At 41.6% G+C, this 22,955-nt stretch carries 27 protein-coding genes; 13 read left to right on the top strand and 14 right to left on the bottom strand.

The genetic code is table 11. The annotated features are described in order from the left end of the window. Window positions 1-52: 52 nt before the first annotated feature. Complete coding sequence (locus UYC_RS0118900; RefSeq protein WP_016875754.1) at window positions 53-1,387, bottom strand: hypothetical protein; 1,335 nt, start codon at window positions 1,385-1,387, stop codon at window positions 53-55. A 702-nt stretch (window positions 1,388-2,089) separates the two neighbouring features. Here UYC_RS0118900 and UYC_RS0118895 point away from each other — a divergent pair. Then, complete coding sequence (locus UYC_RS0118895) at window positions 2,090-2,404, top strand: DUF1822 family protein (protein WP_016875755.1); 315 nt, start codon at window positions 2,090-2,092, stop codon at window positions 2,402-2,404. A 43-nt stretch (window positions 2,405-2,447) separates the two neighbouring features. Here the strand turns inward: UYC_RS0118895 and UYC_RS0118890 are convergent, their stop codons facing one another. The 3 genes from UYC_RS0118890 to acsF all read right to left on the bottom strand — a co-directional run bounded on the left by UYC_RS0118890 (window position 2,448) and on the right by acsF (window position 5,730). Continuing rightward, on the bottom strand, window positions 2,448-2,939 hold the full coding sequence (locus UYC_RS0118890; RefSeq protein ID WP_016875756.1) for a response regulator: 492 nt from the start codon (window positions 2,937-2,939) through the stop codon (window positions 2,448-2,450). Between the two features lie 177 nt (window positions 2,940-3,116). Next, on the bottom strand, window positions 3,117-4,535 hold the full coding sequence (locus UYC_RS0118885; RefSeq protein WP_016879612.1) for a lysophospholipid acyltransferase family protein: 1,419 nt from the start codon (window positions 4,533-4,535) through the stop codon (window positions 3,117-3,119). Window positions 4,536-4,653: 118 nt separating this feature from the next. After that, window positions 4,654-5,730 (bottom strand): magnesium-protoporphyrin IX monomethyl ester (oxidative) cyclase, encoded by a 1,077-nt coding sequence (gene acsF / locus UYC_RS0118880; protein ID WP_016875758.1) that lies wholly within the window; start codon window positions 5,728-5,730, stop codon window positions 4,654-4,656. A gap of 185 nt (window positions 5,731-5,915) precedes the next feature. Here acsF and UYC_RS37920 point away from each other — a divergent pair, with 185 nt between their 5' ends. From UYC_RS37920 to rsmD, 4 genes are all read left to right on the top strand, one after another. Then, window positions 5,916-6,068 (top strand): hypothetical protein, encoded by a 153-nt coding sequence (locus UYC_RS37920; protein WP_157171256.1) that lies wholly within the window; start codon window positions 5,916-5,918, stop codon window positions 6,066-6,068. A gap of 87 nt (window positions 6,069-6,155) precedes the next feature. Then, on the top strand, window positions 6,156-6,872 hold the full coding sequence (locus UYC_RS0118870) for a biliverdin-producing heme oxygenase (RefSeq protein WP_016875760.1): 717 nt from the start codon (window positions 6,156-6,158) through the stop codon (window positions 6,870-6,872). A 92-nt stretch (window positions 6,873-6,964) separates the two neighbouring features. Then, the gene (gene hemN / locus UYC_RS0118865; RefSeq protein ID WP_026087529.1) at window positions 6,965-8,347 is read left to right on the top strand and encodes an oxygen-independent coproporphyrinogen III oxidase; all 1,383 of its coding nucleotides are present in this window, start codon (window positions 6,965-6,967) and stop codon (window positions 8,345-8,347) included. A gap of 232 nt (window positions 8,348-8,579) precedes the next feature. After that, on the top strand, window positions 8,580-9,125 hold the full coding sequence (rsmD, locus tag UYC_RS0118860; RefSeq protein WP_016875762.1) for a 16S rRNA (guanine(966)-N(2))-methyltransferase RsmD: 546 nt from the start codon (window positions 8,580-8,582) through the stop codon (window positions 9,123-9,125). A 65-nt stretch (window positions 9,126-9,190) separates the two neighbouring features. Here the strand turns inward: rsmD and petG are convergent, their stop codons facing one another. Beyond that, on the bottom strand, window positions 9,191-9,304 hold the full coding sequence (petG, locus tag UYC_RS36655) for a cytochrome b6-f complex subunit V (RefSeq protein WP_071588450.1): 114 nt from the start codon (window positions 9,302-9,304) through the stop codon (window positions 9,191-9,193). Between the two features lie 210 nt (window positions 9,305-9,514). Between petG and UYC_RS0118855 the strand changes: the two genes are divergently transcribed. The 3 genes from UYC_RS0118855 (at window position 9,515) to UYC_RS0118845 (ending at window position 11,436) form a co-directional block, all read left to right on the top strand. Further along, entirely contained in the window at window positions 9,515-9,889 is a 375-nt protein-coding gene (locus UYC_RS0118855) for a c-type cytochrome (protein WP_016875763.1), read from the top strand. Window positions 9,890-10,031: 142 nt separating this feature from the next. Then, window positions 10,032-11,201: a RuBisCO large subunit C-terminal-like domain-containing protein gene (locus UYC_RS0118850; protein WP_016875764.1), complete on the top strand. Its 1,170-nt coding sequence runs from the start codon at window positions 10,032-10,034 to the stop codon at window positions 11,199-11,201. 31 nt (window positions 11,202-11,232) lie between these two features. Continuing rightward, window positions 11,233-11,436, top strand: a complete 204-nt coding sequence (locus UYC_RS0118845) for a hypothetical protein (RefSeq protein WP_016875765.1) — start codon at window positions 11,233-11,235, stop codon at window positions 11,434-11,436. A 134-nt stretch (window positions 11,437-11,570) separates the two neighbouring features. On the opposite strand, the gene psb34 is transcribed toward UYC_RS0118845, so the two are convergent. From psb34 to UYC_RS0118830, 3 genes are all read right to left on the bottom strand, one after another. Further along, the gene (gene psb34, locus UYC_RS37915; protein WP_016875766.1) at window positions 11,571-11,741 is read right to left on the bottom strand and encodes a photosystem II assembly protein Psb34; all 171 of its coding nucleotides are present in this window, start codon (window positions 11,739-11,741) and stop codon (window positions 11,571-11,573) included. A gap of 246 nt (window positions 11,742-11,987) precedes the next feature. Beyond that, the gene (locus tag UYC_RS0118835; protein ID WP_235082979.1) at window positions 11,988-12,398 is read right to left on the bottom strand and encodes a hypothetical protein; all 411 of its coding nucleotides are present in this window, start codon (window positions 12,396-12,398) and stop codon (window positions 11,988-11,990) included. Further along, window positions 12,388-13,281: a pirin family protein gene (locus UYC_RS0118830; RefSeq protein ID WP_026087530.1), complete on the bottom strand. Its 894-nt coding sequence runs from the start codon at window positions 13,279-13,281 to the stop codon at window positions 12,388-12,390. Before UYC_RS0118830 ends, UYC_RS0118835 begins: the two co-directional genes overlap by 11 nt. 298 nt (window positions 13,282-13,579) lie before the next feature. On the opposite strand from UYC_RS0118830, the gene UYC_RS0118825 reads away from it, so the two are divergent. Further along, window positions 13,580-14,116, top strand: coding sequence for a PadR family transcriptional regulator (locus tag UYC_RS0118825; RefSeq protein WP_016875769.1), 537 nt, complete (start codon window positions 13,580-13,582; stop codon window positions 14,114-14,116). A 101-nt stretch (window positions 14,117-14,217) separates the two neighbouring features. On the opposite strand, the gene UYC_RS0118820 is transcribed toward UYC_RS0118825, so the two are convergent. After that, entirely contained in the window at window positions 14,218-14,439 is a 222-nt protein-coding gene (locus UYC_RS0118820) for a hypothetical protein (RefSeq protein WP_235082980.1), read from the bottom strand. Between the two features lie 134 nt (window positions 14,440-14,573). On the opposite strand from UYC_RS0118820, the gene UYC_RS39950 reads away from it, so the two are divergent. After that, window positions 14,574-14,699 (top strand): hypothetical protein, encoded by a 126-nt coding sequence (locus UYC_RS39950; protein WP_016875771.1) that lies wholly within the window; start codon window positions 14,574-14,576, stop codon window positions 14,697-14,699. Window positions 14,700-14,742: 43 nt separating this feature from the next. Here the strand turns inward: UYC_RS39950 and UYC_RS0118810 are convergent, their stop codons facing one another. Next, a complete protein-coding gene (locus tag UYC_RS0118810; protein WP_016875772.1) occupies window positions 14,743-15,291 on the bottom strand; it encodes a hypothetical protein in 549 nt (182 codons plus the stop codon). Window positions 15,292-15,735: 444 nt separating this feature from the next. Between UYC_RS0118810 and UYC_RS0118805 the strand changes: the two genes are divergently transcribed. Further along, entirely contained in the window at window positions 15,736-16,275 is a 540-nt protein-coding gene (locus tag UYC_RS0118805; protein ID WP_016875773.1) for a universal stress protein, read from the top strand. A 24-nt stretch (window positions 16,276-16,299) separates the two neighbouring features. Here UYC_RS0118805 and UYC_RS0118800 read toward each other — a convergent pair whose 3' ends face one another. The 3 genes from UYC_RS0118800 to UYC_RS0118790 all read right to left on the bottom strand — a co-directional run bounded on the left by UYC_RS0118800 (window position 16,300) and on the right by UYC_RS0118790 (window position 20,143). After that, window positions 16,300-18,291, bottom strand: coding sequence for a PAS domain-containing hybrid sensor histidine kinase/response regulator (locus tag UYC_RS0118800; RefSeq protein ID WP_016875774.1), 1,992 nt, complete (start codon window positions 18,289-18,291; stop codon window positions 16,300-16,302). A gap of 426 nt (window positions 18,292-18,717) precedes the next feature. Next, entirely contained in the window at window positions 18,718-19,809 is a 1,092-nt protein-coding gene (ychF, locus tag UYC_RS0118795) for a redox-regulated ATPase YchF (RefSeq protein WP_016875775.1), read from the bottom strand. 85 nt (window positions 19,810-19,894) lie between these two features. Then, window positions 19,895-20,143: a hypothetical protein gene (locus UYC_RS0118790; RefSeq protein WP_016875776.1), complete on the bottom strand. Its 249-nt coding sequence runs from the start codon at window positions 20,141-20,143 to the stop codon at window positions 19,895-19,897. A gap of 83 nt (window positions 20,144-20,226) precedes the next feature. Between UYC_RS0118790 and UYC_RS0118785 the strand changes: the two genes are divergently transcribed. Then, on the top strand, window positions 20,227-21,738 hold the full coding sequence (locus UYC_RS0118785; protein WP_026087531.1) for an aminotransferase class I/II-fold pyridoxal phosphate-dependent enzyme: 1,512 nt from the start codon (window positions 20,227-20,229) through the stop codon (window positions 21,736-21,738). Window positions 21,739-21,887: 149 nt separating this feature from the next. After that, the gene (locus UYC_RS0118780; RefSeq protein ID WP_016875778.1) at window positions 21,888-22,649 is read left to right on the top strand and encodes a class I SAM-dependent methyltransferase; all 762 of its coding nucleotides are present in this window, start codon (window positions 21,888-21,890) and stop codon (window positions 22,647-22,649) included. Here the strand turns inward: UYC_RS0118780 and UYC_RS0118775 are convergent. Continuing rightward, the gene (locus UYC_RS0118775; protein WP_016875779.1) at window positions 22,640-22,927 is read right to left on the bottom strand and encodes a hypothetical protein; all 288 of its coding nucleotides are present in this window, start codon (window positions 22,925-22,927) and stop codon (window positions 22,640-22,642) included. The genes UYC_RS0118780 and UYC_RS0118775 overlap by 10 nt on opposite strands. Window positions 22,928-22,955: the final 28 nt, after the last annotated feature.

The raw sequence follows: 22,955 nt of genomic DNA, 5'->3' as shown, positions 1-22,955 counted from the left end.
ACAATAATGTAAATCCGGACTGAGGTTTTAGCCTACAGCACCGGATATTTTCTCACAGTTTTTGAAAGCCTTTTGCTGTTTTCTTTTGCCCTTTATCCTTAGATTTAGATTTGTGGACTTCTGCAACAGCGTCTTGAAATAAGTTATGTAGATGTAAGGGTACGCTTGCAGTTTCTGGTAATTCTGGTTCTAGGGGCTTATTGAATTCTTGTAAAATTACATCCAAGTCACTTTCAAGATTAAATTGCGGGCGTTGTAAGACTGTTTGCAAGATTTTTTCTAATTGATTTGGATGCTCTGCAGCTAAACGATGCCAAATGAAGGCATTTATTTTTCTATCTTCTAGATAGTGGCGAATTAATTTTTCGGCACCTTCAATGCTTTGCCAATCTTCTGCTGTTAAAATTGCCTTTGCCTTACTGTAAGTTGGTAAAAACATCTGTCCCCAACGGGGATGAGAAAGTGCTGTAACTTGTTCTGCCTTTTTTAAGTCGCCAGGCAAATCAACTTTTGGCGCTACCATCTTGGCAGTGGCACTTTTATTTTTAAATATTTGAGACACTACTTTTGAGTCAGCACCAAATTCCTCGGCTGCTGCTTGAATTTCTTCTTCGTCAACTCCTGCTTCTTGTGCTATTTCTACTAGTGATTTAGAGGAATCAATGCCCGCGGCTTCTAAGCTTTCTTTTGTGATTATTTCTTGAAGTTCAGCTATTTTTTTGTTGAGTTGGTAACCGGGCATTGTCACTTCATCGCTACCAAAAAACTCTACAAATTGTTGATGATATTTTGCTACCGACTGCCAAGCTTCTTCTAGCAAATCGGGAGCATCACTGTAAAGCTGATTTTTGTAGTTTTCTTTGAAGTTACCAATCGCAACTGCAAGTTTCGGTTTGCCCAATTTTCCCATTTGCGTGTAGGAACTAGAAAATGTCCAGTAGGATTCGGTAACGGGAGAAATACGAGTTAGTAAAATTTCTCCTTCTTTGAAGCGAGACATTTCCTGTAGAGTTTTGGCATTGTTGGGTTTGACGATGTAATTTTTGGCTGTGAGCCAGTTCATCAATTCAAAACCATCAGGTAGAATTTTGACGATCGCAAATAAACCAGTAAAACTATCATGCCAACTGTTAAGTAAGCTGCGATCGCTCTGTGACAAATCAGGATGACTTTGGATAAACAATTCCAACGGTGATTGATCCCCGACTCTGCCCTCTGTGACAAAAGAGTCAACGATCAGTTCCTGCCGGATAGCATCTCCTGAACCGTTACGCAACTGTGCTGCTGCATAGGTTTCCAACGCTTCTGCTAGTTCGCCATCTGCATCCAAGACAAAATCAATTAAGGCTTGTTTGAGTGCGTGCGATCGCTCTAATACTGCATCCACAGTTTCATCTCTCGGTTTTTCAACATTTAGTAGATTATAAGTTGCAAAAGGCGAATCAAGTTCTGTCTTTCTTTAGACGTCACCAATCACATCCGCCAATTTCTAGCAGATTGCACCGAACATATCACCCAACTCTAACCAATGAAGCTAATCAGTGGCATAGTGCAAGCTTTCTATACGTTATGAGTGGAAGCGATCGCGCGGTAACTCTACGATCTGGACAAAAGAGCCAGTAGAGAGTATTGTTGATCATCTGATCGCGATCGCGACACAAATGAAAAAACCAGAGTGGTTTCTCAACCTCTCTGGCACTGTATTAATTGTTGCATGCTTTTGAAAATGTACCAGGAGATACGACATTAAGTCGTATTGTCTTAGGTAACACACAGAGATAGACCGATTCTCGGTTGCTCTGGCGGTACCAAGTTAGGAAATTGTACACAGGAGGAATAACGAATCATACCGTATTTTCCCTGAATACAAAGCCAGCAGGTCTAACAATCCTGCTGGCTCCTAACAAATGAGTCGAAGTATTTTACCAAGGGACTCTATGCAAACCTTGGACTACAGCATTTTCTACGATTAAGGCGATTCTCACACAGGCGCTTATGAGCCTCTTTTGTCTTGTTCTTCCACTTTTTAGTTAAGCGATCACACGAAAGCATTATACCTACCACAAAGCCAACTGCCCTAGCGAGATATTTGATTGACAACCAAACAATAGCGATCGCACCATTGCCTGAACAAAAAGTAGAAATACTAGTACAACTGCATCCAGTGGGTGAAAAAGCTTATCTGCCATCTAACCACAGACTGAAATTACTATCAGAATTAGGAGAGATTATTCAAGAAGTTATATCGCGAAGTAATGATAATTATATTCAATTGAAACTCCGATGCGAATGTTGTGGCTATGAGTTGCACGCTGATTTGTTGGGAAGTAGAAATATTGCACTTAGAACGTTGCTCATCCGGCAAGACTGGATGAGTACGGGGATTTTGTCAGCATCCCCCTAATGTATCGGATGATGAAACCAAAGCTAAGTATCTGCAAAGATTCTTAGAGTTGCGGTGAAGTCCAGATGCAAGCTCCGATCTCAGTGTAAGCTGGTCGGAGTAGTTGACTTAGTTTTGCAATTTCTAATGCTAAATTTGTAGGGTCTATGGGCTTACTCAGACATGACTGAAACCCGCATTCAATAGCAAGATTAAAATCTTCCTCTCTACACATGGCTGTTACAGCAATAGCCGGAATTTTTCCCAAAGTAGAGCCAAGACTTCTGACTTGACGAATGAATGAATATCCGTCAATTTCTGGCATAACAATATCACTGATCAGAAGATTTGGTTGAAATTTTTCTATCACCTCTAGCCCTTCTAGGGCGGTTGCTGCTGTCATTACTTTCACACCGTAGCCTTCAAGAATAAAACTAACTAATGAGCAGCTATCGGCACTATCATCAACTACAAGTATCCGTAAACCATCCAGAGACTGAAAAATATTTCTATCATTTTTTAGATGAAGATAATCGGAATTGCTCGACAAAATCATTTAGTATCTCCTATTTGCGCACACAATTAGGGGAGATCCCACTGTAAGCTAGGCCCCATCTAGCTTATAGTGGGTATACTTAGTTTTTATTGGTTATCCGAGCATATTAGAACTGACTTATAAAGTAGATCTAAAAGATGTATATGGGTTGGAGAGTGGCAGGCTAGTCAAAGAGCGTTAAGTGATTAACTTTTCCAGGGCATCATGTAAATCTTGTGTCAGCTGAGTTACTGCAAGTCTTGCGGAGTTACGATTAGTTTGATAATTTGACCAACGTTCTGTAACTGAAATAGGTTCACCAACTGTTATCTGTGCCAGTCGCCAACCTAATCGAGGACGCCCAGGTATTTTTGTGTTACTTTTAATCCGAGCAACCACATCAAATATGAGTAGAGCTGTTTCTGCGAACCTTTCAGCAGTCGGTTTTTCTTGAATGTAATTTTCTGTTACAGCTACAAAACTTTCTACTAAACGCATATGACGCATTCGCATATCTGCTTCCGCGGCAACCCAGTCTGCTAATCCCCGTTGCAAGGGTGGTAAGGCATTTAAGTCTCGTAAATCTTCTCGGTAAATATAACTCCAGCCAGCTTCTTCTAAACGACGACAGCGATCAATAAAATTACCCTGTGACTGTAGTCCAAAATACTGCTCGGCAACTTTTAAAGCTGTATTAAGTAAGCGTTGCAACCTAGTTATCAATGCCTGATTTATACTAACAGATTCATCAGTAACAATATGTTTGGGTAAATCTTGATGATAGAAGCGTCGATAAAAATCTTCCATTTCTGTTAAAAGAGCATCAGCTATACACAAGAGGCGTTGATAGTAAATCTCTTCTTTTTGAGACATCTCAGATTCAGCAATGGGCTGCACACTCAAGCCACAATCAGCTTCTAATTTACTTAACAACCAATCCAGTTTTAACCAAGGTGGCTCAACATAGCGATACTGGATACCAATGGGCACAATGAAAACCTCTTCCCTTCGGTTAGCTTTGACTAGATCTTCTACACACCAAAATCCTAACTGCGCAACACCCGGCTCTAACGGACTAACAATACCACTGTGTCCATTAGTTGCACCTTCTGGAGCAACAGCGATCGGCATTTTTCCATTCGCAAACAAATCTCGTGCATTGTGTACACCATGCAGATCCAATCGTTTCCCTCGACGAACTGGAATTCCTCCTAATCGGGAGAAAAACCAACCAAGCCAGTCTCCAACCCATAGTGTCATGCCCCGATCGTAGATAAAGTGGCTGTGAATTGGGTATTGCAGCCGAATTCCTTTTTGACGAGCCACCTTCGGCATTACGCGAGAAAGCAGGTAGAACATACATAGAGGATCGTCTACCTCTGGATGGCGAAATGCCATCAAAAAGCGAATTTTTCCGGCTTGGAATTGCTGATAAAGCTCTGCTAATACTTCTGCATTCTTAACTTCAATACGTGAAATTCCGCTGGGTAACCACGGGCGAACTCGAAACCGTAGCAAAAACGGCAGCAACCACTTGGTAAACTGTTGTACAACTGGGTTAAAGTGTTGGGGAATAAACTCCAGTCCTGGCTGTGCTTTTTGAATCAAATTAGGCAAGGTTGCTCTCCAGATGATCTTTATAATTAACGTTAGCGCTATAAGTGCAACTATTGTCTGAGTTACACTCATAGCTTTTGACAGAAACAACCTGATGTATCTGGAGAACGATCGCCGCTTAACTCACAGTTTCTCGCACTGATTCCGCATCAATGGGTTTAAGCATATAAAGCTTCAGTAAATGCCCGACTGTGGAAAGTATGAGGGGTAATTTTTGGAAAAATTTTACAACCTGCGGGCGATCGCTATTTGCAATCTCACTCAGCTTGAGATTATTTTCCGAACACTTCTCCAATCTCTCAAAAAATTCTGGGTGATTGACATTCAAAATTACTGGAAATGCCCGTGCAGAAGTTTCGTTAGTCTTATCGATAACTTGAATATTGTAATCTCGCGGATCTATGCCTATGGATTGATAGAAGTTTGCCCGCTCAAATACTGTCAAGGTGTGAGTGGCAAACACCGATAACAAAAAGAAACGTGCCCACAACCGCGCTTTCCAATCGTTCCATAGTTGAGGTTGCGATCGCAACAAGGCTTTAAAGAAGTCGCCATGTCGGTTTTCATCCTGACACCAACTCTCGAAGTAGCGGAACAATGGATAAAACAGGTTTTCTGGATGTTTCTCTAAGTGACGATACATAATAATGTAGCGCCAATATCCAATTTTCTCTGAGAGATAAACAGTGTAAATAATCCACTCAGGAGGAAAGAAAGTGTAAGTACGGCTTTTAGTCAAATAGCCCAAATCTAGAGAAAGATTAAAATCTGCCATTGCTTTATTCAAAAATCCAGCATGGCGTGCCTCATCCCGTGCCATACAACTAAAGGCTTCTGCTAAGAGCGGATTTCTGTCTTTGATGCGACGCGATAACTCTTTGAACAACAAAAATCCAGAAAATTCTGAAGTGCAAGAACGTTCTAAAAAGTCGATAAAAGCCAGACGCTTCTCCCCGTCAATGCAATCCCAACTCTGCTTAAACTCTTCATCGCGAACAAAGTGATGGCGGTTATAGTCTGCCCGCAACTCCTCTACAACTGCTTGCAGCTCAGTGTTATGCGCCGAAATATCCATCTGTGCCACTGCGTCAAAGTCAGTAATGTAGAACCGTGGTGTTAACAATGTTTCCTTGACTGGCGCTTTCACACCTGGCTTGAGCAACTCTGGCTCTGAATTGGGGAGGGATTTAATCATGGGTAACCTAATTTAATCGTTTTACAGCTATATAAGCATGAATCTGTTATCCAAGGCTATAATCTGTTAAATTATTTAAAGTGATTTTAAAAAATGATTTTCATAAAAAGCAGAAATGCCTATCTTGATCGAGAAACATGAAAATATATTAATAACTCTATGGTTATTTAGTTATTAATAGTTAAATGATGATGGTAGAAATCAACATGGCTTGGATCTGCATCGGTGGTGGTATTGCTAACGGTAGTGATGCAGATCCTTTCCTAAGCTTCAATTGTGATTCTTTAGAACTGGCATTAACAGAGAATAGCCAGGTTGTAGAGTTTGGCTTTCTCTAGCTTGGAAAGAAGGCAGAGGGCAGTAGGCAGTAGGAAGACACTTTTCATTCCCTTGTTGTGTGCTTGTGTTTCAAGAAGGAACTAACCATGAGTAGCAATTTAGCCATCAAGCTTCGTACAGGAACTCAAAAATCTCATACAGCAGCAGAAAATGTGGGATTTATGAAATGCTTTCTCAAAGGGGTTGTAGACAGAGGCTGTTTTGCCAAGTTTTTAGGTAACTTGTACTATGTCTACAGCGAACTAGAAACAGAAATAGAGCGCCATCGAGAGCATACCGCAGTCAGCGCGATTTACTTTCCCGAACTAAATCGCCAAGCTGCCTTAGAAAAAGACATGGAGTTTTATTACGGGAAAGACTGGCGATCGCAAGTTAAACCCTCTCCTGCTGCTCAGAGTTATATCGCTCGTATTCGGGAAGTATCTGCTACAGCACCAGAATTACTGATAGGGCACGCTTACACTCGCTACATGGGTGATCTTTCTGGTGGACAGATGTTACAAAAAATTGCTCAACCAGCCCTGAAGTTAGAAGGTTATCAAGGCACAGCTTTTTATAATTTTGAGCAAATTCCCGATAAGAAGGCTTTTAAAGAAAAGTATCGTCAAGCATTAGATACAATCGCCATCGATGATGCCACAACAGAATCTATTGTTGCAGAAGCTAACAATGCCTTTAGATTTAATATGCAGATGGCGCAAGAGCTAGAAGGAAATTTAATTAAGGCGATCGGTAAGGTTTTGTTTAATAGCCTGACTCGCTCCCATAACCCAGGCAGCACCGAAATCGCTACAGCAAACTAAATGCAATTGCAAGATCCCCGACTTCTCGAAGAAGTCGGGGATCTGAACACCACACACCCCTACTCTTACCTCTAATAATTGAAAGCAACTCAATTATGTTTCAAATTCCCGGAGTCAAATTCGACTTAGATATCATCAAAAAGTACGATATTCCTACACCAAGGTACACCAGCTATCCACCAGCAACGGAGCTAAACGAAGCATTTACCGAAGCTGATTTTCAAAGTGCGATCGCTGCTTCAAATCAAAGAAAAACCCCTCTTTCTTTGTATTTTCATATTCCTTTTTGTCAGAGCGCTTGCTACTTTTGTGGCTGTAATGTAGTCATTTCCAACAACAAGAATATTGCCAAATTATACTTAGAGTATTTGGGTAAAGAAATTCAGAATACAGCTGCTTTGATAGACTGCGATCGCAAAGTAGTGCAGATGCATTGGGGTGGCGGAACCCCAAACTACTTGAGTCAGCAACAGATAGAACAATTATGGAACAATATCACTCGTCATTTCAGTTTTGATTCAGTAGCAGAAGTCTCACTTGAGATTAACCCTCGCTACGTGGATAAAAACTACATTTTCTTTCTCAAAGAGATTGGCTTTAACCGCATTAGTTTTGGCATTCAGGATTTTAATCCTCAAGTGCAAGCGGCTGTAAATCGCATCCAGCCAGAAGAAATGCTGTTTGAGGTGATGGGCTGGATTAGGGAAGTTGGATTTCAAAGTGTGAATGTAGACTTGATTTATGGTTTACCGTATCAAACTCGCCAGACTTTTCAACAGACAATCAAAAAAACTATTGAATTAGATCCCGATCGCATCGCCGTCTTTAACTTTGCCTATGTACCGTGGTTAAAGCCAGTGCAGAAAAATATTTCCAAAGATACCTTGCCGCCAGCACAGGAAAAGTTAGAGATTTTGAAAATGACTATTGAGGAGTTAACGAACAGCAAGTATCTATTCATTGGTATGGATCACTTTGCCAAACTTCATGATGAACTGGCGATCGCTCAACGGGATTACACCCTGAAGCGCAACTTTCAAGGCTATACTACTTGGGCGCAAGCAGAACTATTTGGTTTTGGTGCCACATCCGTCAGTATGTTGGAAGAAGCATATGCCCAAAACCACAAGCGATTAAATGATTATTATGAGGCAATTGATGCAGGTAGTTTACCTATCGGTAAAGGCATCAATTTAACTTGGGATGATATTCTCAGACGGGATGCAATCATGCGAATTATGTCACACGCAAAATTACATAAACAAGAGATAGAAAAAAAATATCACATCTGTTTTGATGAATATTTTTCTAAAGAATTAGAAGGGTTAAAGCGCCTTGAAGCAGACGGATTAGTTAGCTTATCAAAAGACGAAATTGCGATTACAGATATTGGTAGATTATTAGTTAGAAATATTGCCATTCTCTTTGATGCTCGTCTCAAAACGCGAGAGCAACAATTTTCACGGGCGATTTGAACTGCGCTCGTGCCTGCAGACTAAAGTCTGGGGTTACACAGACAAAGCCTGCCTGCGCAGGCTTGAATGATAAAAAACTTGATTTATTCAGTTGAATTGATAATTTCATGAATCCCAACCTTTTGAGACTACATCCAATCCAGCTACCATGTACTAAGAGCGCAAACTTTAGCTTTGCATAGATGTCTCACAAATTCGCCAACAGTTCCTTCACTAGTTTTGTTCTAGAATCATGGCTCTTAGAATTTCTGGCAATCGACAGTTAAAAACTTTACCAGGAAAGGAAACCAGACCGACAAGTGCGCGGGTGAGGGAAGCAATTTTTAATATTTGGCAGGGAAGTGTGGAGGGTTGTCGTTGGCTAGATTTGTGTGCTGGTACAGGTTCAATGGGTGCAGAGGCTTTGTGTCGGGGAGCCAGTCTTGTAGTAGGAATAGAAAAATCCAGCCGTGTTTGTAGGATTATTGAACAAAACTGGCAGCGGCTAGCTGCGGATGAACAAGAATGGAAAGTACTGCGAGGAGATGTAGTGCAATGGCTGCCAAAGCTTTCCGGGCAGCAATTTGACAAAATTTACTTCGATCCACCTTATGCCAGTGGTTTATACCAGCCAGTATTAGAAGCGATCGCTCACCATCAGATTTTAGATCCTAACGGCGAGCTAGCAGTGGAACACAATTCCCAAAGTTCGACACCACCACAATTTCTGAGTTTAGAGATTTGCCGACAAAAAGCTTACGGCAATACATCTGTCACATTTTACAGAATTAAGGAGTGAGGTAGGAGAATTTATTAATTAAAAATTAATAATTTTTAACTTTTCTCCCATCCCTCCTCATTAGTTTAAATACCTAACTGGTTTCCGCGCTTATATTGCTTGTAAGCAGCATAGAACAGTCCACCTAGAGTCACGAAGATTAGACCTAACACAATACCGTCTAGTAGAGGCTCAACCACTTGAAATCTCCTTTTTGCAATTATTTAAAGATTTGTTTCCTGTTCCCAATCTTACCAAATTTAGCATCAATCCCGCGCCTAGAAATGGTTTTGAGCAATAATTAGACAAAAGAAAAATACTATTTGTGCTTGCAGACACATCAAAGAAATTTTAAGCTATGTGTATGAAATGAAAAATTTTTGTACACCCAGATTTAACAGCAAAAACGTTTGGATAACCAAATTACCCAACCTAAAATTCTGATTCAGCGAATCGTCGTAGTGGCTCTGGCGATTTTGCTAGCATCCATTTTGGGGATTTTTGCTGTTCGTGCGATTAGAACTTCAGACCCTTACGTCAAGTCTGTTCTATCCCTAACAGGCAATCCCGTGCAAGGAAACGCCATCTTTCAAATCAACTGTGCTGGTTGTCATGGATGGCAAGCAGATGGACGTGTTGGCCCTAGTCTACAAGGAGTTTCTAAACGTAAATCCTCCTATAGGCTGATTCATCAGGTGATTAGTGGTGATACCCCTCCCATGCCAAAATTCCAGCCCAATCCCCAAGAAATGGCAGATCTTCTCAGCTACTTGGAGACGCTCTAGGTGAAGGAGTGGGAGAGGTGGGTACAGGGGACAGGTGACAGGGGACAGGGAACGGGGAACAACAACGCGCTTAACCCGCAAGGGCGCACTGGCTCCCCTACTAACTACTAACCATTAACAAATGACCAATGACCAATAACCAATGACTATTGAAGTAGATTATCGTTTTCCTGCGGGTGTAGATCCTCATAAACAAGCCAAAATCATTGCTATTGGGCAAACTGTAGGAACTTGGGATGCGCGCTTTGCTCACCGAGAAGCCGCTTTGCAATCTCATCTAGGAGAAGTCATATCAGTACAAACGGAAGCCCAAACAGATTACAGTATCGCGACTATTCGCTTTCCTAAAACTAATGTAGAAAATGATATTGCTAGCCTGTTAACTATGATATTTGGCAAATACTCAATGGCAGGTGCGGCAAAGATAGTGGAGGTACGCCTGCCACAAAGTTATGGGCGACTTCCCAAACTGGGCATTACTGGGATTCGAGAGCGCCTTGGGGTATTTGAGCGTCCCTTGGTTATGGCTATTTTTAAACCAGCACTAGGATTATCAGCAGGCGATCATGCCGCGATTCTAGCAGAAGTTGCTTATGCAGGGCTGGATATTATTAAAGATGATGAAATTTTAGGAGATCTCGATATTGCCCCAACTTTGGAACGCCTCCAAGAATGTCGCAAAGTAATTGAAGAGGTCAAGCAAAAAACTGGACGCACAATATTATATGCTGTCAACGTCACAGGTAGGGCAGACAAGTTGTTAGAGAAAGCGCGTCTTTTGGTGCGTCAAGGTGCAAATGCGCTTTTGGTAAACGTTCTTTCCTATGGATTTTCAGTACTGGAAGCTTTAGCAGCCGATCCAGAAATTAACGTTCCTATTTTCGCTCATCCAGCCCTTGCCGGAGCACTGTGTGCTGCTCCTGATTATGGTATGGCATACTCAGTGGTACTGGGAACTCTAATGGCTCATGCTGGTGCTGATGCTGTGTTGTATCCCGCTCACTATGGCAGTTTACCCTTTGACTCTGTTGAAGAAGGCAAGATCCGGGATATTTTGCGTAGTCGCAGTGTTTTTCCCGTTCCTTCAGCAGGTATTCATCCTGGTATTGTCCCCAAGGCTTTAGCAGATTACGGACAAGATGTCATCCTTAACGCTGGTACTGGCATCATGGATCATCCCGATGGTGCGGCAGCAGGTGTGCAGGCTTTTTTTGAAGCTCTAGAGCGTGTTGGTGGGGGTGAATCTTTTGCACTGGATATTTTACCACTAGGGCCGCTGCGTCGCGCTGTGGAAAAGTGGGGAAGTGATTGATGTATAGCACGATTCTAGAGGAGTGATATTTGTGAGCCAGTCCCCTAACCCAGAAACCAGAAAATTTTTGTATATTATAGGTGTTTCTGTCGGTCTTGCTTTATTGCTAACTGCCATAGTGTATTTCTTGCTAGGAATTGGTGTAATTAAATCAATTCCTACTTATATAGTTTGGGCAATCATTTTGTTTTCAATTGGTGCTGGTATCCTAAGCGGCGCTGGTAGACGAAGTTAATTACACAATTACTGCACCATCGCGGACAAAACTCAATACCTATCAGCAACAAAAAACCCCAGCTTGATGGCTGAGGCTGATGGGAGAATACGAATGACGATTTTGATACAAGTGATAGAACTGTCTAAAAATCTTTAGCTCACTCCAAGGGCAACCAAAACTATAGTGGTGACAAATAAAATTGCAACCCCAGCCTGAAAAGCATAACGACGCTGCTGTTCAACTGAGGGGTAAGCAGCATAGTACATCTTGGGTTCGTTAGCGTAGTTATTTAAAATGCCTCTTTCATCTGTAGTTGTATACATAGCTTTTTTCTTTGCCTTGTTAACTTATGTAAATAAATTTAACAATATTGTTACAAAACGTCAACTAGTATTGACAAATAATAGTGGATAGTATTAATAAGAGTTACTTATAAAAAATGCACCGCTAGGTGCTTGGCGGTGCATATATTTACTTCAGTTCAACTGATTTAAGTAGGTGGACATAATGGCAACTTCTAGAAAGCAGATGGAAGAAGCCTTTTACTTCTGCCATCTGCCATCTGCCTTTTATTTAGATGCAAGAACCTCTGTTACTTCTGCATGGGCTAATACAACGCCAGGATCGCGCTGAAGAGCAGCGTAGTATTTTCTTGCAAACCCATTGCCTAACTCAGATGGTGTGAGCAGGGTGCGGGTATTGGCAATCAAATTTTGGACATCTTGCTGCGATACAGGTGTATCGGCTTCAAGCATTTCATCGATATGTACAATCAACTGAGAAATGCGATGCAGCCAAGCAAATTGTTCGTGATCGATGACAAGTTGAAGGAGTTCTTCACTCGATACTCGTCCACGTACCTTTTCATAGGTAATACGTTCTGCATCCAGCAACATCTTGTGAAGGTACAGCAATTTGTTTCTCAAATCACGCAAATATTGATGTTGACGGATTCTTTGTAGAAGTATATTAGAAGTCAATGGAACCCATCCTCCCATTACGATAGTCTTCAATAGCTTGAATAATTTCTGCTTCGGTATTCATCACAAACGGCCCATAGCGAACAACTGGTTCGTTAAGTGGTATGCCAGCAATCAGCAACACATCCAGTGGTGATTTTGCATCCAATGGATTGGCGATCGCTACTTCCTCACCATCTTGGGTAAACAGCACCATTTGCCCTTGAGTTGCACGCTCTTTGTCTGCACCAAACAAGCCTTCTCCATCAAGCACGTATGCAAAGGCGTTGTATTCTTTTGGCACAGGTTGAGATACAGTCGCACCCGGTTGGAGCGTGAAATGCAAATAGATAATTGGAGTTTGCGTTTCAATCACAGCTTTAGCTCCCAGCGCTTCTCCTGCGATCGCTTTCACCCTTACCGAACCATCATTTGTTTGAGCGGTTGGTATGCGTTGGGCTGGAACCTCCTGATAACGAGGCTTCATCATCTTGTCACGACTAGGCAAATTTACCCAGAGTTGAAGTGCATGAAGCCGCCCGCCGCTGCGAGCAAATTCCTGCTCTGGCATTTCCGAGTGAATCACACCTGCTCCCGCCGTCATCCACTGCACGTCACCAGGGCCAAGTTTTCCTGTATGTCCTTGTGAATCTTTGTGCTCAATCCATCCTTCAAGGATATAAGATACTGTTTCAAAGCCCCTGTGCGGATGATCTGGTGCTCCCTTGGCTTGACCTGGTTCAATATCAACAGGGCCTAATTCATCAAGGAGGAGAAACGGGTCAAACTCTGAAAAACTGCTTTTCGGGAATGGACGACGAACAACCATGCCCTCTCCTTCCAGCGTTTCAACACTGCTAATAATTCCTGCAACAGTCCGAATCATTCGTGTGTGAGTCTTCATGATTTTCCTCCTTAGTGCCCTAGTTTTCAGCTTGATCTTCACCAAGCAAAAAACAACGGATAGTCTTAACCAGTACTCGCAGGAGATGGAAGTATTTATAGTTCAAGTTATCAAATCCGAGTGGCAAGTAACTGGTAGTTTATTTAACTCAAAACTAAGCCTTGACGTTTTTTGTTGCAGCACACTGTCATCTATATTACTTTAATAAATTCTTTTTATATATGATTATTCATATATTAGCATAGTAATATATAAGCAATTATGGAGCTTCCACTACTTTAGTTTCGGATAACCGTCTATGTCGTTAGCACATACTATTCTTGGTCTCCTTCAACAAGAAGAGAGGACGGGCTATGATTTAAAAACAAATTGTTTTGATCGATGCATTGCTCACTTGTGGTCTGCGGATCAAGCACAGATTTACAGAACACTTGATAAACTGGTTGAGCAGGGTTGGATTACTTGCACCATAGAGATTCAGCACGATCGCCCCAACCGCAAAGTTTATAGTCTAACTGAAGCAGGCAAAGCCGAATTAATCCGGTGGCTTCAATCTCCTCAGCCGTTGCCGACGCTACGAGAACCGTTACTGATTCAGTTATTTTTTGCAGCACAATTACCCAATGAAGCCATTATTCACCTGTTAGAACAGCAGTTAGTTGCACGTATCGAAAAGCTGACTGAGTGTGAAAAGATTGAGTTACCAACACTCGATGACGAGTCTGCTACTCGCGAGCAGATTATGCAGCGGCTCGTACTAGAATTGGTGCTACGAAGAGAACAAACTTATATTGATTGGTTAAAGACAGCTATTGATGTGATTCACCGTCAGTAATATCGTTTTGATTTTAAGGTTGATACAAATAGGTAGCACAGAGGTAAGAACCTGAGCCACTCCTGCCTTTAAAAAACGGGGGCTTCCAATCTCCCACACAATTATGGTGAATCAAAATTCTCCGTGTCTCCGTGTCCCCCTGTCCTCTTCTTCTGTGCTGGTTTAACAACAACTCGGCCATTTTCAACAACAGTACAGTTTTGAGAAGACGGGCATCGCTCGTGGTTGACTGCTGTATTAGCATACTGCTGTTGATGGTGAAAATTTTGCTCCTGTCGTTGGTTGAGAATTACGGCACAACAGGCAGCAGTAGGGAATAACATATTTAATACTTTTAGCTCTATCTCTAATTTTATCATTTTGCTGGGAAGACCCCACTCAACAATTTGTATAGGTGGGGACTGCCTGGTAGATTTGATAAAATCTCTATTTAGAGTGATCCTGTAGTCAGGAGTTTATGACTCTGGTAGATGGACTGTATGAAGAATCTGTGTTTCAGGGAAATGAAATTATTAAGTCAGCGACTTTTCCAATCTTGGATTTAACCGCAGCCCAAGTATTAGCGGTTGGACAGGTGAGTTGAAGAAGGCTATTCATAAAACCATTCAGCGATTTGTGAGGCTGCATTATTTAGCTCTATATTTCACTAATAAAATATCTAATGTTTTCTTTAATTCTTCTGTTTTTGTAAAAATATGGCTTTCAAATTCTTTCGGCCATTTTACTTGTTCAATATCTGCAATATGTTCAGGAATGTAAGGTTGATCTGGTCGCGTACAATACATTCCCCATATGGTAGCCGATGTCATAAATTTTATAAACTCTGGTGGAAATTCTCCTCCATCCATTAAATGTGCCTTGGTTTTTAGAATTGTGGTGATTTCATCATTGTGACTTTTGAATAAAGCAATGATATCTGGATTGACTTCCTTAAGTGCTCCCTGAATCCAGAGTGGATAAATCTCAGAACATAACTTTAAAGATGCATAAATTGGCCCATAAAACTCCTCTATTTGGCGTTTTCTGAACTCAAGATCTGCCTCAGTTAGAAGCTTTTCTTTATGCAGAACTTTTTGAAGTCCTGTTTCGATTACCTTTTGAGCAGAAAAATTGAGAAAAGCACCTGTACCCAATGCACTCGCAAGGAAAACCCCTAATATTTGAACAAGTTCCATCCAATCAAACCCCTAAGTAGGTTGGTACAAATAAAACTCATGATTCATAATATACGGCATCAATTTAAATTATAAAAATATACAAATAAATACCGTATAATTGCTTAATAGTCATAAATATATAGAAAGCTGCCGCCGTGCTCTATTTTTATGTAGATGCTGCCACTAATACCATTTCACGTTAATTACGATACACATGACTTTTGTCCAGACGCGACATATCGCATCTGGACACGGTTTGTGTTCGTATCAGATTTTTTGTGAAATAGTATGAATCACTTTTTTGGGCAGTGCAATTTATAATTTTCTCAACTCCCTACTATGCCTTCACAACTTCCTCAAATTGTTTTCTTATAAACATAAGTGAAAGCGATCAGCAATTAGCAACAGCTCCCGTCATGAGTAGCTAAAAGCTTGAGCAAAACAGTTTGGAGGCAAACTAATATGTTTCACAAAATACTGGTTGCATTAGACACATCTACTAGCAGTAAAAGTGTCTTTGATGAAGCACTTGCCTTGGCGAAGGCTTTACAAGCTAACCTGACGTTGTTGCACGTACTATCGCCAGAAGAAGAGGGAAGCCCAGATATTTCTTTTCTGTCGAGTCCAGAATACTACGTAGGGCTAGGAATGAGTACCGAAATTTTGGAGATGCAGCAAAAACGGTGGGAACAGTTCGTCAATCAGGGGCTAGAGATGTTGCGATCGCGTGCAGATGAAGCAACTGCTAATGGTGTCAGTACTGAATTTACTCAAACACCAGGTAGTTGTGGGCGTACCATCTGTGAATTTGCCCGTAATGGCAGATATGACTTAATTGTAATCGGGCGTCGGGGTCGCTCTGGTCTGTCTGAATTAGTTTTAGGTAGTGTCAGCAATTACGTCCTGCACCATGCCCCTTGTTCAGTCTTGACTGTATGGCATCCTGTTAGTGAAAGTAAAACTGAAGCTGCACAGCTAGAGGAAGTAGCACCATCTATTTAAGATTACTAAATCCAGCATTAATTACTAGTTCATGTGCAAAACCGAATGGATGGTATTTAATAATTCATCTGCTGTGAAGGGCTTTGACAAAAAGGTTTTGACGTTGTTACCAGTTGTCTGAGCTAAGTGTCGATTTGATGATAGTCCACTTGTAGCAATAATCTTGACTTGCGGGTTTATAGTTTGCAAAGTGCGGATAATGGTTGAACCATCCATAGACGGCATCGTCATATCAACTAATACCACACTAATTTGATCTCGATGTTCGAGATACAGTGTGATCGCTCTGTTGCCATCACTAGTTGTCAAGACTTTGTAATTGTATAATTCCAGCGCTGTTTGAGTGACCTCAAGTATTGGCGTTTCGTCATCAACAACTAAAATCCATTCTCCTTGCCCACTAGGTAGTTTGATATCTTGTATCGGTTGCATTTGGGTTTGTTCTACTGCTTTTAAGTACACCTTAAATTGCGTTCCTTGTCCTACGGAACTCTCAACCTTCAAAAAACCACTGTGACTCTTAACGATTCCCATTACCGTAGATAACCCCAATCCTGTTCCTTGCCCAACTTCTTTGGTGGTAAAAAAAGGCTCGAAAATTCTCTCTAAAATTTCTGATGACATACCGCTTCCTGTATCTGAGACACAAAGCAAAATGTAGGAACCCACACAAGCTTTAATATGCTTGCGAGCATATTCATCATCAATCAACAGATTCTTGGCACAAATGCTAAGAGTGCCGCCATTGGGCATTGCATCACGCGCATTGAGTACCAGATTTATTAGCACCTGATACAGTTGGGTAGCGTTACCAGAAACTGGATAAAGATCGTCAGGAATACTAGTGTAAACTTTTATATTTTTGGGAAATGTCTGCTTTACTAGTTGCTCAATTTCTATAATCAGAGACTTAAGTTGTAAGATAGTGTGCTCGCCTTCAAAACCCCTGGCAAACGAGAGTACTTGCCTAACTAAAGCCGCTCCACGTTTAGCATTGTTTTCCACTCTCTGGAGCAGGCGTTGGCTCTGCTCATCAGGGTTTTTCATCATCAGCAGTTGCACAGCCATCAAAATTGGAGATAACACGTTGTTTAAATCGTGAGCCATACCACTGGCGAGCGTTCCTAAGCTCTCTAGGCGTTGGGCTTGTAAAAACTGTGTTTCAAGTTGTTTTTTCTCAGTGATGTCAGTATTGACAACTAGGATTGATTGAGAATGCCCTTCAAAATCGGATATTAATATCCAGCGGCTAGCCACAATGATTTTTTGACCATTGTTGCAAACTTGATGTAACTCTCCTTGCCAGGAGCCTTTTTTGGCTATGGACTGGCGTATATCTCTTAGTGGTGGTGGAACTTTCCCATACAGGAGTTCGTTGACATTCAAACCTAGCACTGATTCTGCTGGCAAGCCGTACAGACGCTCGGCTCCTTTGTTCCAGAATAAAACGCGATCGCTTGAATCTTGAACCAAAATCGCATCTGTTGTGACATCGAGCAGGGCTGCTTGTTGTTGGATCTGCTGTTCTGCCCGCTTGCGATCGGTCATATCGCGCATAATTTTGGCAAAGCCGCGTAGAGAACCAGTCTCGTCTCGTAAAGCGGTTAGAATCCCACAAGCCCAAAAACGTGTGCCATCCTTACGTATATGCCAGCGCTCGTCAAGCGATCGGCTTTCTTCTATAGCCTTTTGCAGTTCCTGATCGTCCTTACCTTTTTCTCTGTCTTCAGGCGTAAAAAGACACGAAGCGTGCTGACCAAGAATTTCCGCTTCTTGATAGCCTAAAATCTTTTCGGCTCCAATGTTCCAACTATCTATGTAACCGTTGGAGTCTAGCGTAAAAATCGCATAATCCTGAACATTCTCAACTAATAAGCGAAAGCGATCGTTGGTTTCTCGCAGTGCTTGTTCAGTCTGCTGATGTTGGATTTGTAAAGCTTCAAGAACATCAACTTGTTGGCGTATTGCTACTAATTCAGCTATCAGTTGTTCTTTTGTCTTTTCTTGATCTTTCATCTTAAATGCAGCCCAAGCATAGCTAGCACTTACTCCTAGCTAGGGAATAAACAACTCTACTAAATTTACTTATGTGAATAAAGAAATATAGTCGCAAAAAAATTTTTTCAGTTCTACTATCTATAAGAGTATTTTGGAACAAGCCTTTCGGAAGGTGAAGTTAGAATCGTGAGGAATAGTATAAAAAGGCAGAAGGCAGTAGACGCGACAGTAGCGTATCCGTTGGTAGGAAATTAGGATTCCTTTCGCTCTAAATCTACAATCATCAGCTTTAGAGATCAAGCTCCCCAAACAGCCATCCCATCATTTTTAAGTATCCTTGTATCGCTCAAATTACAAGCGGATGTTTTTATAAAAATAACACCCCTTTTTGAGGAGTGTCGAGAAAAATATATTGCTAAAGAATTTAGTGTAATTGTGGTTGCTCTACACATTAAATCGGAATAACATCACATCGCCTTCCTTGACAATGTAATCTTTTCCTTCACTACGAACTAAGCCCTTTTCCTTTGCAGCATTCATCGAGCCAGCAGCAACTAAATCATCATAAGCTACAGTTTCAGCCCGAATAAATCCCCGTTCAAAATCACTGTGAATTACTCCCGCAGCTTGTGGTGCTAACATCCCAGCGGTAATTGTCCAAGCACGAGTTTCTTTCTCACCAGAAGTGAAATAAGTACGCAATCCTAATAATGTATAAGTAGCACGAATCAAAGATTTTAAACCGCCTTCTTCTACACCCAAAGAAGCAAGAAACTCACCTCTTTCTTCCTCTGGTATTTCAATTAATTCTGATTCTACTTGGGCAGAAACAACAACAACTTGAGCATTTTCTGATGCTGCAATTTGCCGCACTTGTTCTACATATTCATTACCTGTTGCCAAGTCATCTTCAGAAACATTGGCAGCATAAATTATGGGCTTAGAAGTCAGCAATCCCAATGGTTGAATTACCGTAGCTTCTTCTTCTGGTAAACTAACTTGCCGCACCGATCGCCCTTCGTTTAATGCCCCAGCTAATTTTTCCAGTACTGTCAATTCAAATTGTGCTTCTTTGCTAGCACGTGCTTGCTTGCGGGTGCGCTCTATTCGGCGTTCGACTTGTGCTAAATCGGCTAAAACAAGTTCCAAATTAATGGTTTCAATATCACGCGCTGGATCGACAGAACCAGCAACGTGAATAATGTCATCATTTTCAAAACAACGTACTACATGCACGATCGCATCAACTTCTCGGATATGAGACAAAAATTGGTTTCCTAATCCCTCTCCTTTACTTGCGCCTTTAACCAACCCGGCAATATCCACGAACTCAACACGCGCCGGGACAATTTGTGCCGAATTGGAAATCTTACCTAAAACATTTAACCGCTCGTCTGGCACTGCAACAACACCGACATTTGGTTCAATCGTACAAAAAGGGAAGTTAGCAGCCTCTGCCTTAGCATTAGCAACCAAGGCGTTGAATAACGTAGATTTTCCAACGTTGGGAAGTCCGACAATCCCGGCTCTTAGCATTTTTAATTTTGGATTTTGAGTGCAAACTAGACGAAATTAATTTTAGCTTTTGGGGGTTCAGGGGTGGACAAGCGCCGGGAGGATATCACATCGGATTGGGAATTGTTTGAGGAATTGGTGCAGGAACTGTTTGCGGAATCGGGCTGGGAACTGGCTCAGGAATAGGCCCTGGTACAGGTTCAGGTACAGGGCTGGGTATAGGTTCAGGAACAGGCCCTGGTGTAGGCTGGGGGGGATTAGTTGGCCCTGGTGTGGGTTCGGGACGCGGTAAAGTTGGTTCTGGATCGGGAATTTGTGGCTCGTTTGGAAGAGGATCTGATGTGGGATAAATCATGATCGGTGTAGTAAAATCATTCGACCTTACCAACCTAAATGACAGGCAACTCTGTTGCCATCTTCCAAAATGGCTACATCCAAATGCTCGATCAAAATCAAACACCTCTATTAGATACTTTAAAAGCTTGTGCAGAACGTCCTCACGCACCTTTTTATACTCCAGGGCACAAACGGGGACAAGGCATTTCCCAAAAAATAGCTGATGTTTTTGGCAAAGCTATTTTTCGTGTCGATTTACCAGAGTTAACAGAGTTAGATAATCTCTTTGCCGCCACTGGTGTAATTCAACAAGCACAAGAACTGGCAGCACAAGCCTTTGGAGCAGAAAAGACATGGTTTTTAGTCAATGGTTCTACCTGTGGAATTGAGGCGGCAATTCTGGCTACCTGTGGTGTTGGCGATAAAATTATTTTGCCGCGCAATGTTCATTCTTCAGCGATCGCCGGATTAATTCTCTCTGGCGCGATGCCAATTTTTCTCAATCCAGAATATGACTCTGTTTTAGATATTGCCCACAGCATCACTCCCGATACCGTAGCAGCAGCCCTAGAACAACATCCCGACGCCAAAGCCGTGATGATGGTTTATCCCACTTATTACGGCGTATGTGGAGATGTGGGCGCGATCGCTCAAATTACTCACAAATACAATATCCCGTTACTTGTAGACGAAGCCCACGGTGCCCATTTCGCCTTTCATCCCGAACTGCCTACCACAGCCTTAGCCGCAGGCGCTGACTTAACCGTACAATCCATTCACAAAACCCTTGGTGCTTTTACCCAAGCTTCAATACTGCACATTCAAGGAACGAGGATAGAGAGCGATCGTATTAGTAAAGCATTGCAACTAGTACAGTCTACTAGTCCTAGTTATTTACTCCTAGCTTCCCTCGATGCAGCACGGCAGCAAATGGCACTGTACGGTCAACAGTTAATGTCTCACACACTGCAACTTGCAAGCGAAGCCAGAAGCCGGATCGACCAAATACCAGGATTATCAGTTTTTAACCCCACCACCAACCCTTTAGAGACGGGCATGAGATCATATTTTGTTGCTTTAGACAAAACGCGTTTAACAGTCACCGTTTCTGGCTTAGGTTTAACTGGCTTTGCCGCCGAAGAAATTCTTGACCAACAGTTCGGTGTCACAGCAGAATTCGCTTCCCAGCAACATCTCACGTTTATTATCAGCCTTGGCAATACCCAAAAAGATATTGAGCAGTTGGTTAGGGCATTTACTACTCTTGCTGAGATGAGTTTGCCCCCCAAGTCCAACAATATCAATTTGCAGAGGACAGACTTCAAATTGTCCTGCTTTTTATGGGATGATTTTATTAATATGGGGAATGCTGTGCGTATTTCGCCACGAGAAGCTTTCTTTGCAGAAACAGAAACATTACCTATCCCCGAAGCTACAGGAAGGATCTGTGCAGAAATAATCTGTCCTTATCCACCAGGAATTCCTGTATTAATGCCCGGAGAAACTATCAGCAAATCCGCTTTAGAATATTTGCAAAAAATTCAGACTATGGGTGGATTTATTAGTGGTTGTGCAGATACAAGCCTTCAAGCTTTGAAAGTAATTAAATCTTAGCTTTACTGAATTGAGGTATGAAATTTAAAAATTAGGCATTAGAAACTCTTATTCTCTGCGATTCTGCGACTTCGCGTGAGACAAATTCATATTTTTGATTGGCAACGCCAAAGTTTAAAATTTTAACTTGTGTGGGCTAAGACTAGATTATGAAAAATCAACTAAAATCTACTTGTTTGAGCTTTACCCTTGTTTTCCTACTCATTCTATGGGTTTACTTGCTCTCTCCTATAAAAACAGCAATTGCAGATACTACAACTTCTACAATCTACGAGCAAAGACTTGTCCACAGCCCTGATGGGATCGGGAAATTCTACATGGGTAGAGAAATAGCTAAATACATGAGTCATACTGGTGCAGCTTGGCTAGAACGTCCTAGCCGCGAGGCAGAAGAACAGCCAAGTAAAATAGTCACAGCCCTCAACATCAAACCCACTGATGTAGTCGCTGATATTGGCGCGGGTACAGGTTACTTAAGTTTTCGCATTGCTTCCCTACTACCACAAGGGAAGGTTTTCGCTATAGATATTCAGCCAGAAATGCTGGATATTATTGATTTCTTGAAAAAAGAGAATAATATTACTAATGTTGAGCCTGTTTTAGCAACAGCTACCAATCCCAACCTAGAACCTGCAAGTATTGATGTAGCTTTAATAGTGGATGCTTATCATGAATTTGAATATCCACAAGAGGTAATGCAAGAAATTAGTAAAGCATTAAAACCAGGCGGTAGGGTTATTTTAGTTGAATATCGGGGTGAAAATCCGTTTATCCTTATTAAAGCTCTACATAAAATGACTCAAAGACAAGTGAAAAAAGAAATGCAAGCGGTTGGTTTAGTTTGGCGTGAAACCAAAAACTTTTTACCGCAGCAACATTTTATGGTTTTTGAGAAGCAGATTCAAGCTTGAGGTGGAACCAGACTTGCAGTTTTTGTGGTGCTATCCCAAACTATCCAACCAAATTCATTATCTAAATTATCAGCAGTATTTGATACTTTAAAATACAGCTTGTCCCCACCTTTGGTTTCTATTGCAAAGTCAGAATTTTGGGCATATACCACTTTGAAACCTCTGTCTCGCAGACAATACATTGCCCATGCTTTCAATGATTGCTTGGCTGGATCGTGAGGAACTGGAGGTTTTTTAATAGCTTCTTCAATCACTCGATAAATTTGCATTTTGGTCATTGGTCATTGGTCATTAGTTAGTGGTTAG

The sequence above is a fragment of the Chlorogloeopsis fritschii PCC 6912 genome, from assembly GCF_000317285.1.
GTDB lineage: Bacteria > Cyanobacteriota > Cyanobacteriia > Cyanobacteriales > Nostocaceae > Chlorogloeopsis > Chlorogloeopsis fritschii.
Note: the sequence above shows the minus strand (reverse complement) of the source record. Positions and strands in the feature narration are given on the sequence as shown.

Bases quoted from the DNA above. Each gene is read 5' to 3' on its own strand.
- UYC_RS0118780 (WP_016875778.1), top strand. From the start codon at position 21,888: ATGAAAAATCAACTAAAATCTACTTGTTTGAGCTTTACCCTTGTTTTC.
- UYC_RS0118890 (WP_016875756.1), bottom strand. From the start codon at position 2,939: ATGATTTTGTCGAGCAATTCCGATTATCTTCATCTAAAAAATGATAGA.
- UYC_RS0118820 (WP_235082980.1), bottom strand. From the start codon at position 14,439: ATGTTATTCCCTACTGCTGCCTGTTGTGCCGTAATTCTCAACCAACGA.
- UYC_RS0118870 (WP_016875760.1), top strand. From the start codon at position 6,156: ATGAGTAGCAATTTAGCCATCAAGCTTCGTACAGGAACTCAAAAATCT.
- UYC_RS0118800 (WP_016875774.1), bottom strand. From the start codon at position 18,291: ATGAAAGATCAAGAAAAGACAAAAGAACAACTGATAGCTGAATTAGTA.
- psb34 (WP_016875766.1), bottom strand. From the start codon at position 11,741: ATGTATACAACTACAGATGAAAGAGGCATTTTAAATAACTACGCTAAC.
- UYC_RS0118775 (WP_016875779.1), bottom strand. From the start codon at position 22,927: ATGACCAAAATGCAAATTTATCGAGTGATTGAAGAAGCTATTAAAAAA.
- UYC_RS0118785 (WP_026087531.1), top strand. From the start codon at position 20,227: ATGCTCGATCAAAATCAAACACCTCTATTAGATACTTTAAAAGCTTGT.
- acsF (WP_016875758.1), bottom strand. From the start codon at position 5,730: ATGATTAAATCCCTCCCCAATTCAGAGCCAGAGTTGCTCAAGCCAGGT.
- UYC_RS0118790 (WP_016875776.1), bottom strand. From the start codon at position 20,143: ATGATTTATCCCACATCAGATCCTCTTCCAAACGAGCCACAAATTCCC.
- UYC_RS0118810 (WP_016875772.1), bottom strand. From the start codon at position 15,291: ATGGAACTTGTTCAAATATTAGGGGTTTTCCTTGCGAGTGCATTGGGT.
- UYC_RS39950 (WP_016875771.1), top strand. From the start codon at position 14,574: ATGACTCTGGTAGATGGACTGTATGAAGAATCTGTGTTTCAGGGAAAT.
- UYC_RS37920 (WP_157171256.1), top strand. From the start codon at position 5,916: ATGATGATGGTAGAAATCAACATGGCTTGGATCTGCATCGGTGGTGGT.
- UYC_RS0118830 (WP_026087530.1), bottom strand. From the start codon at position 13,281: ATGAAGACTCACACACGAATGATTCGGACTGTTGCAGGAATTATTAGC.
- UYC_RS0118805 (WP_016875773.1), top strand. From the start codon at position 15,736: ATGTTTCACAAAATACTGGTTGCATTAGACACATCTACTAGCAGTAAA.
- UYC_RS0118825 (WP_016875769.1), top strand. From the start codon at position 13,580: ATGTCGTTAGCACATACTATTCTTGGTCTCCTTCAACAAGAAGAGAGG.
- rsmD (WP_016875762.1), top strand. From the start codon at position 8,580: ATGGCTCTTAGAATTTCTGGCAATCGACAGTTAAAAACTTTACCAGGA.
- UYC_RS0118850 (WP_016875764.1), top strand. From the start codon at position 10,032: ATGACTATTGAAGTAGATTATCGTTTTCCTGCGGGTGTAGATCCTCAT.
- ychF (WP_016875775.1), bottom strand. From the start codon at position 19,809: ATGCTAAGAGCCGGGATTGTCGGACTTCCCAACGTTGGAAAATCTACG.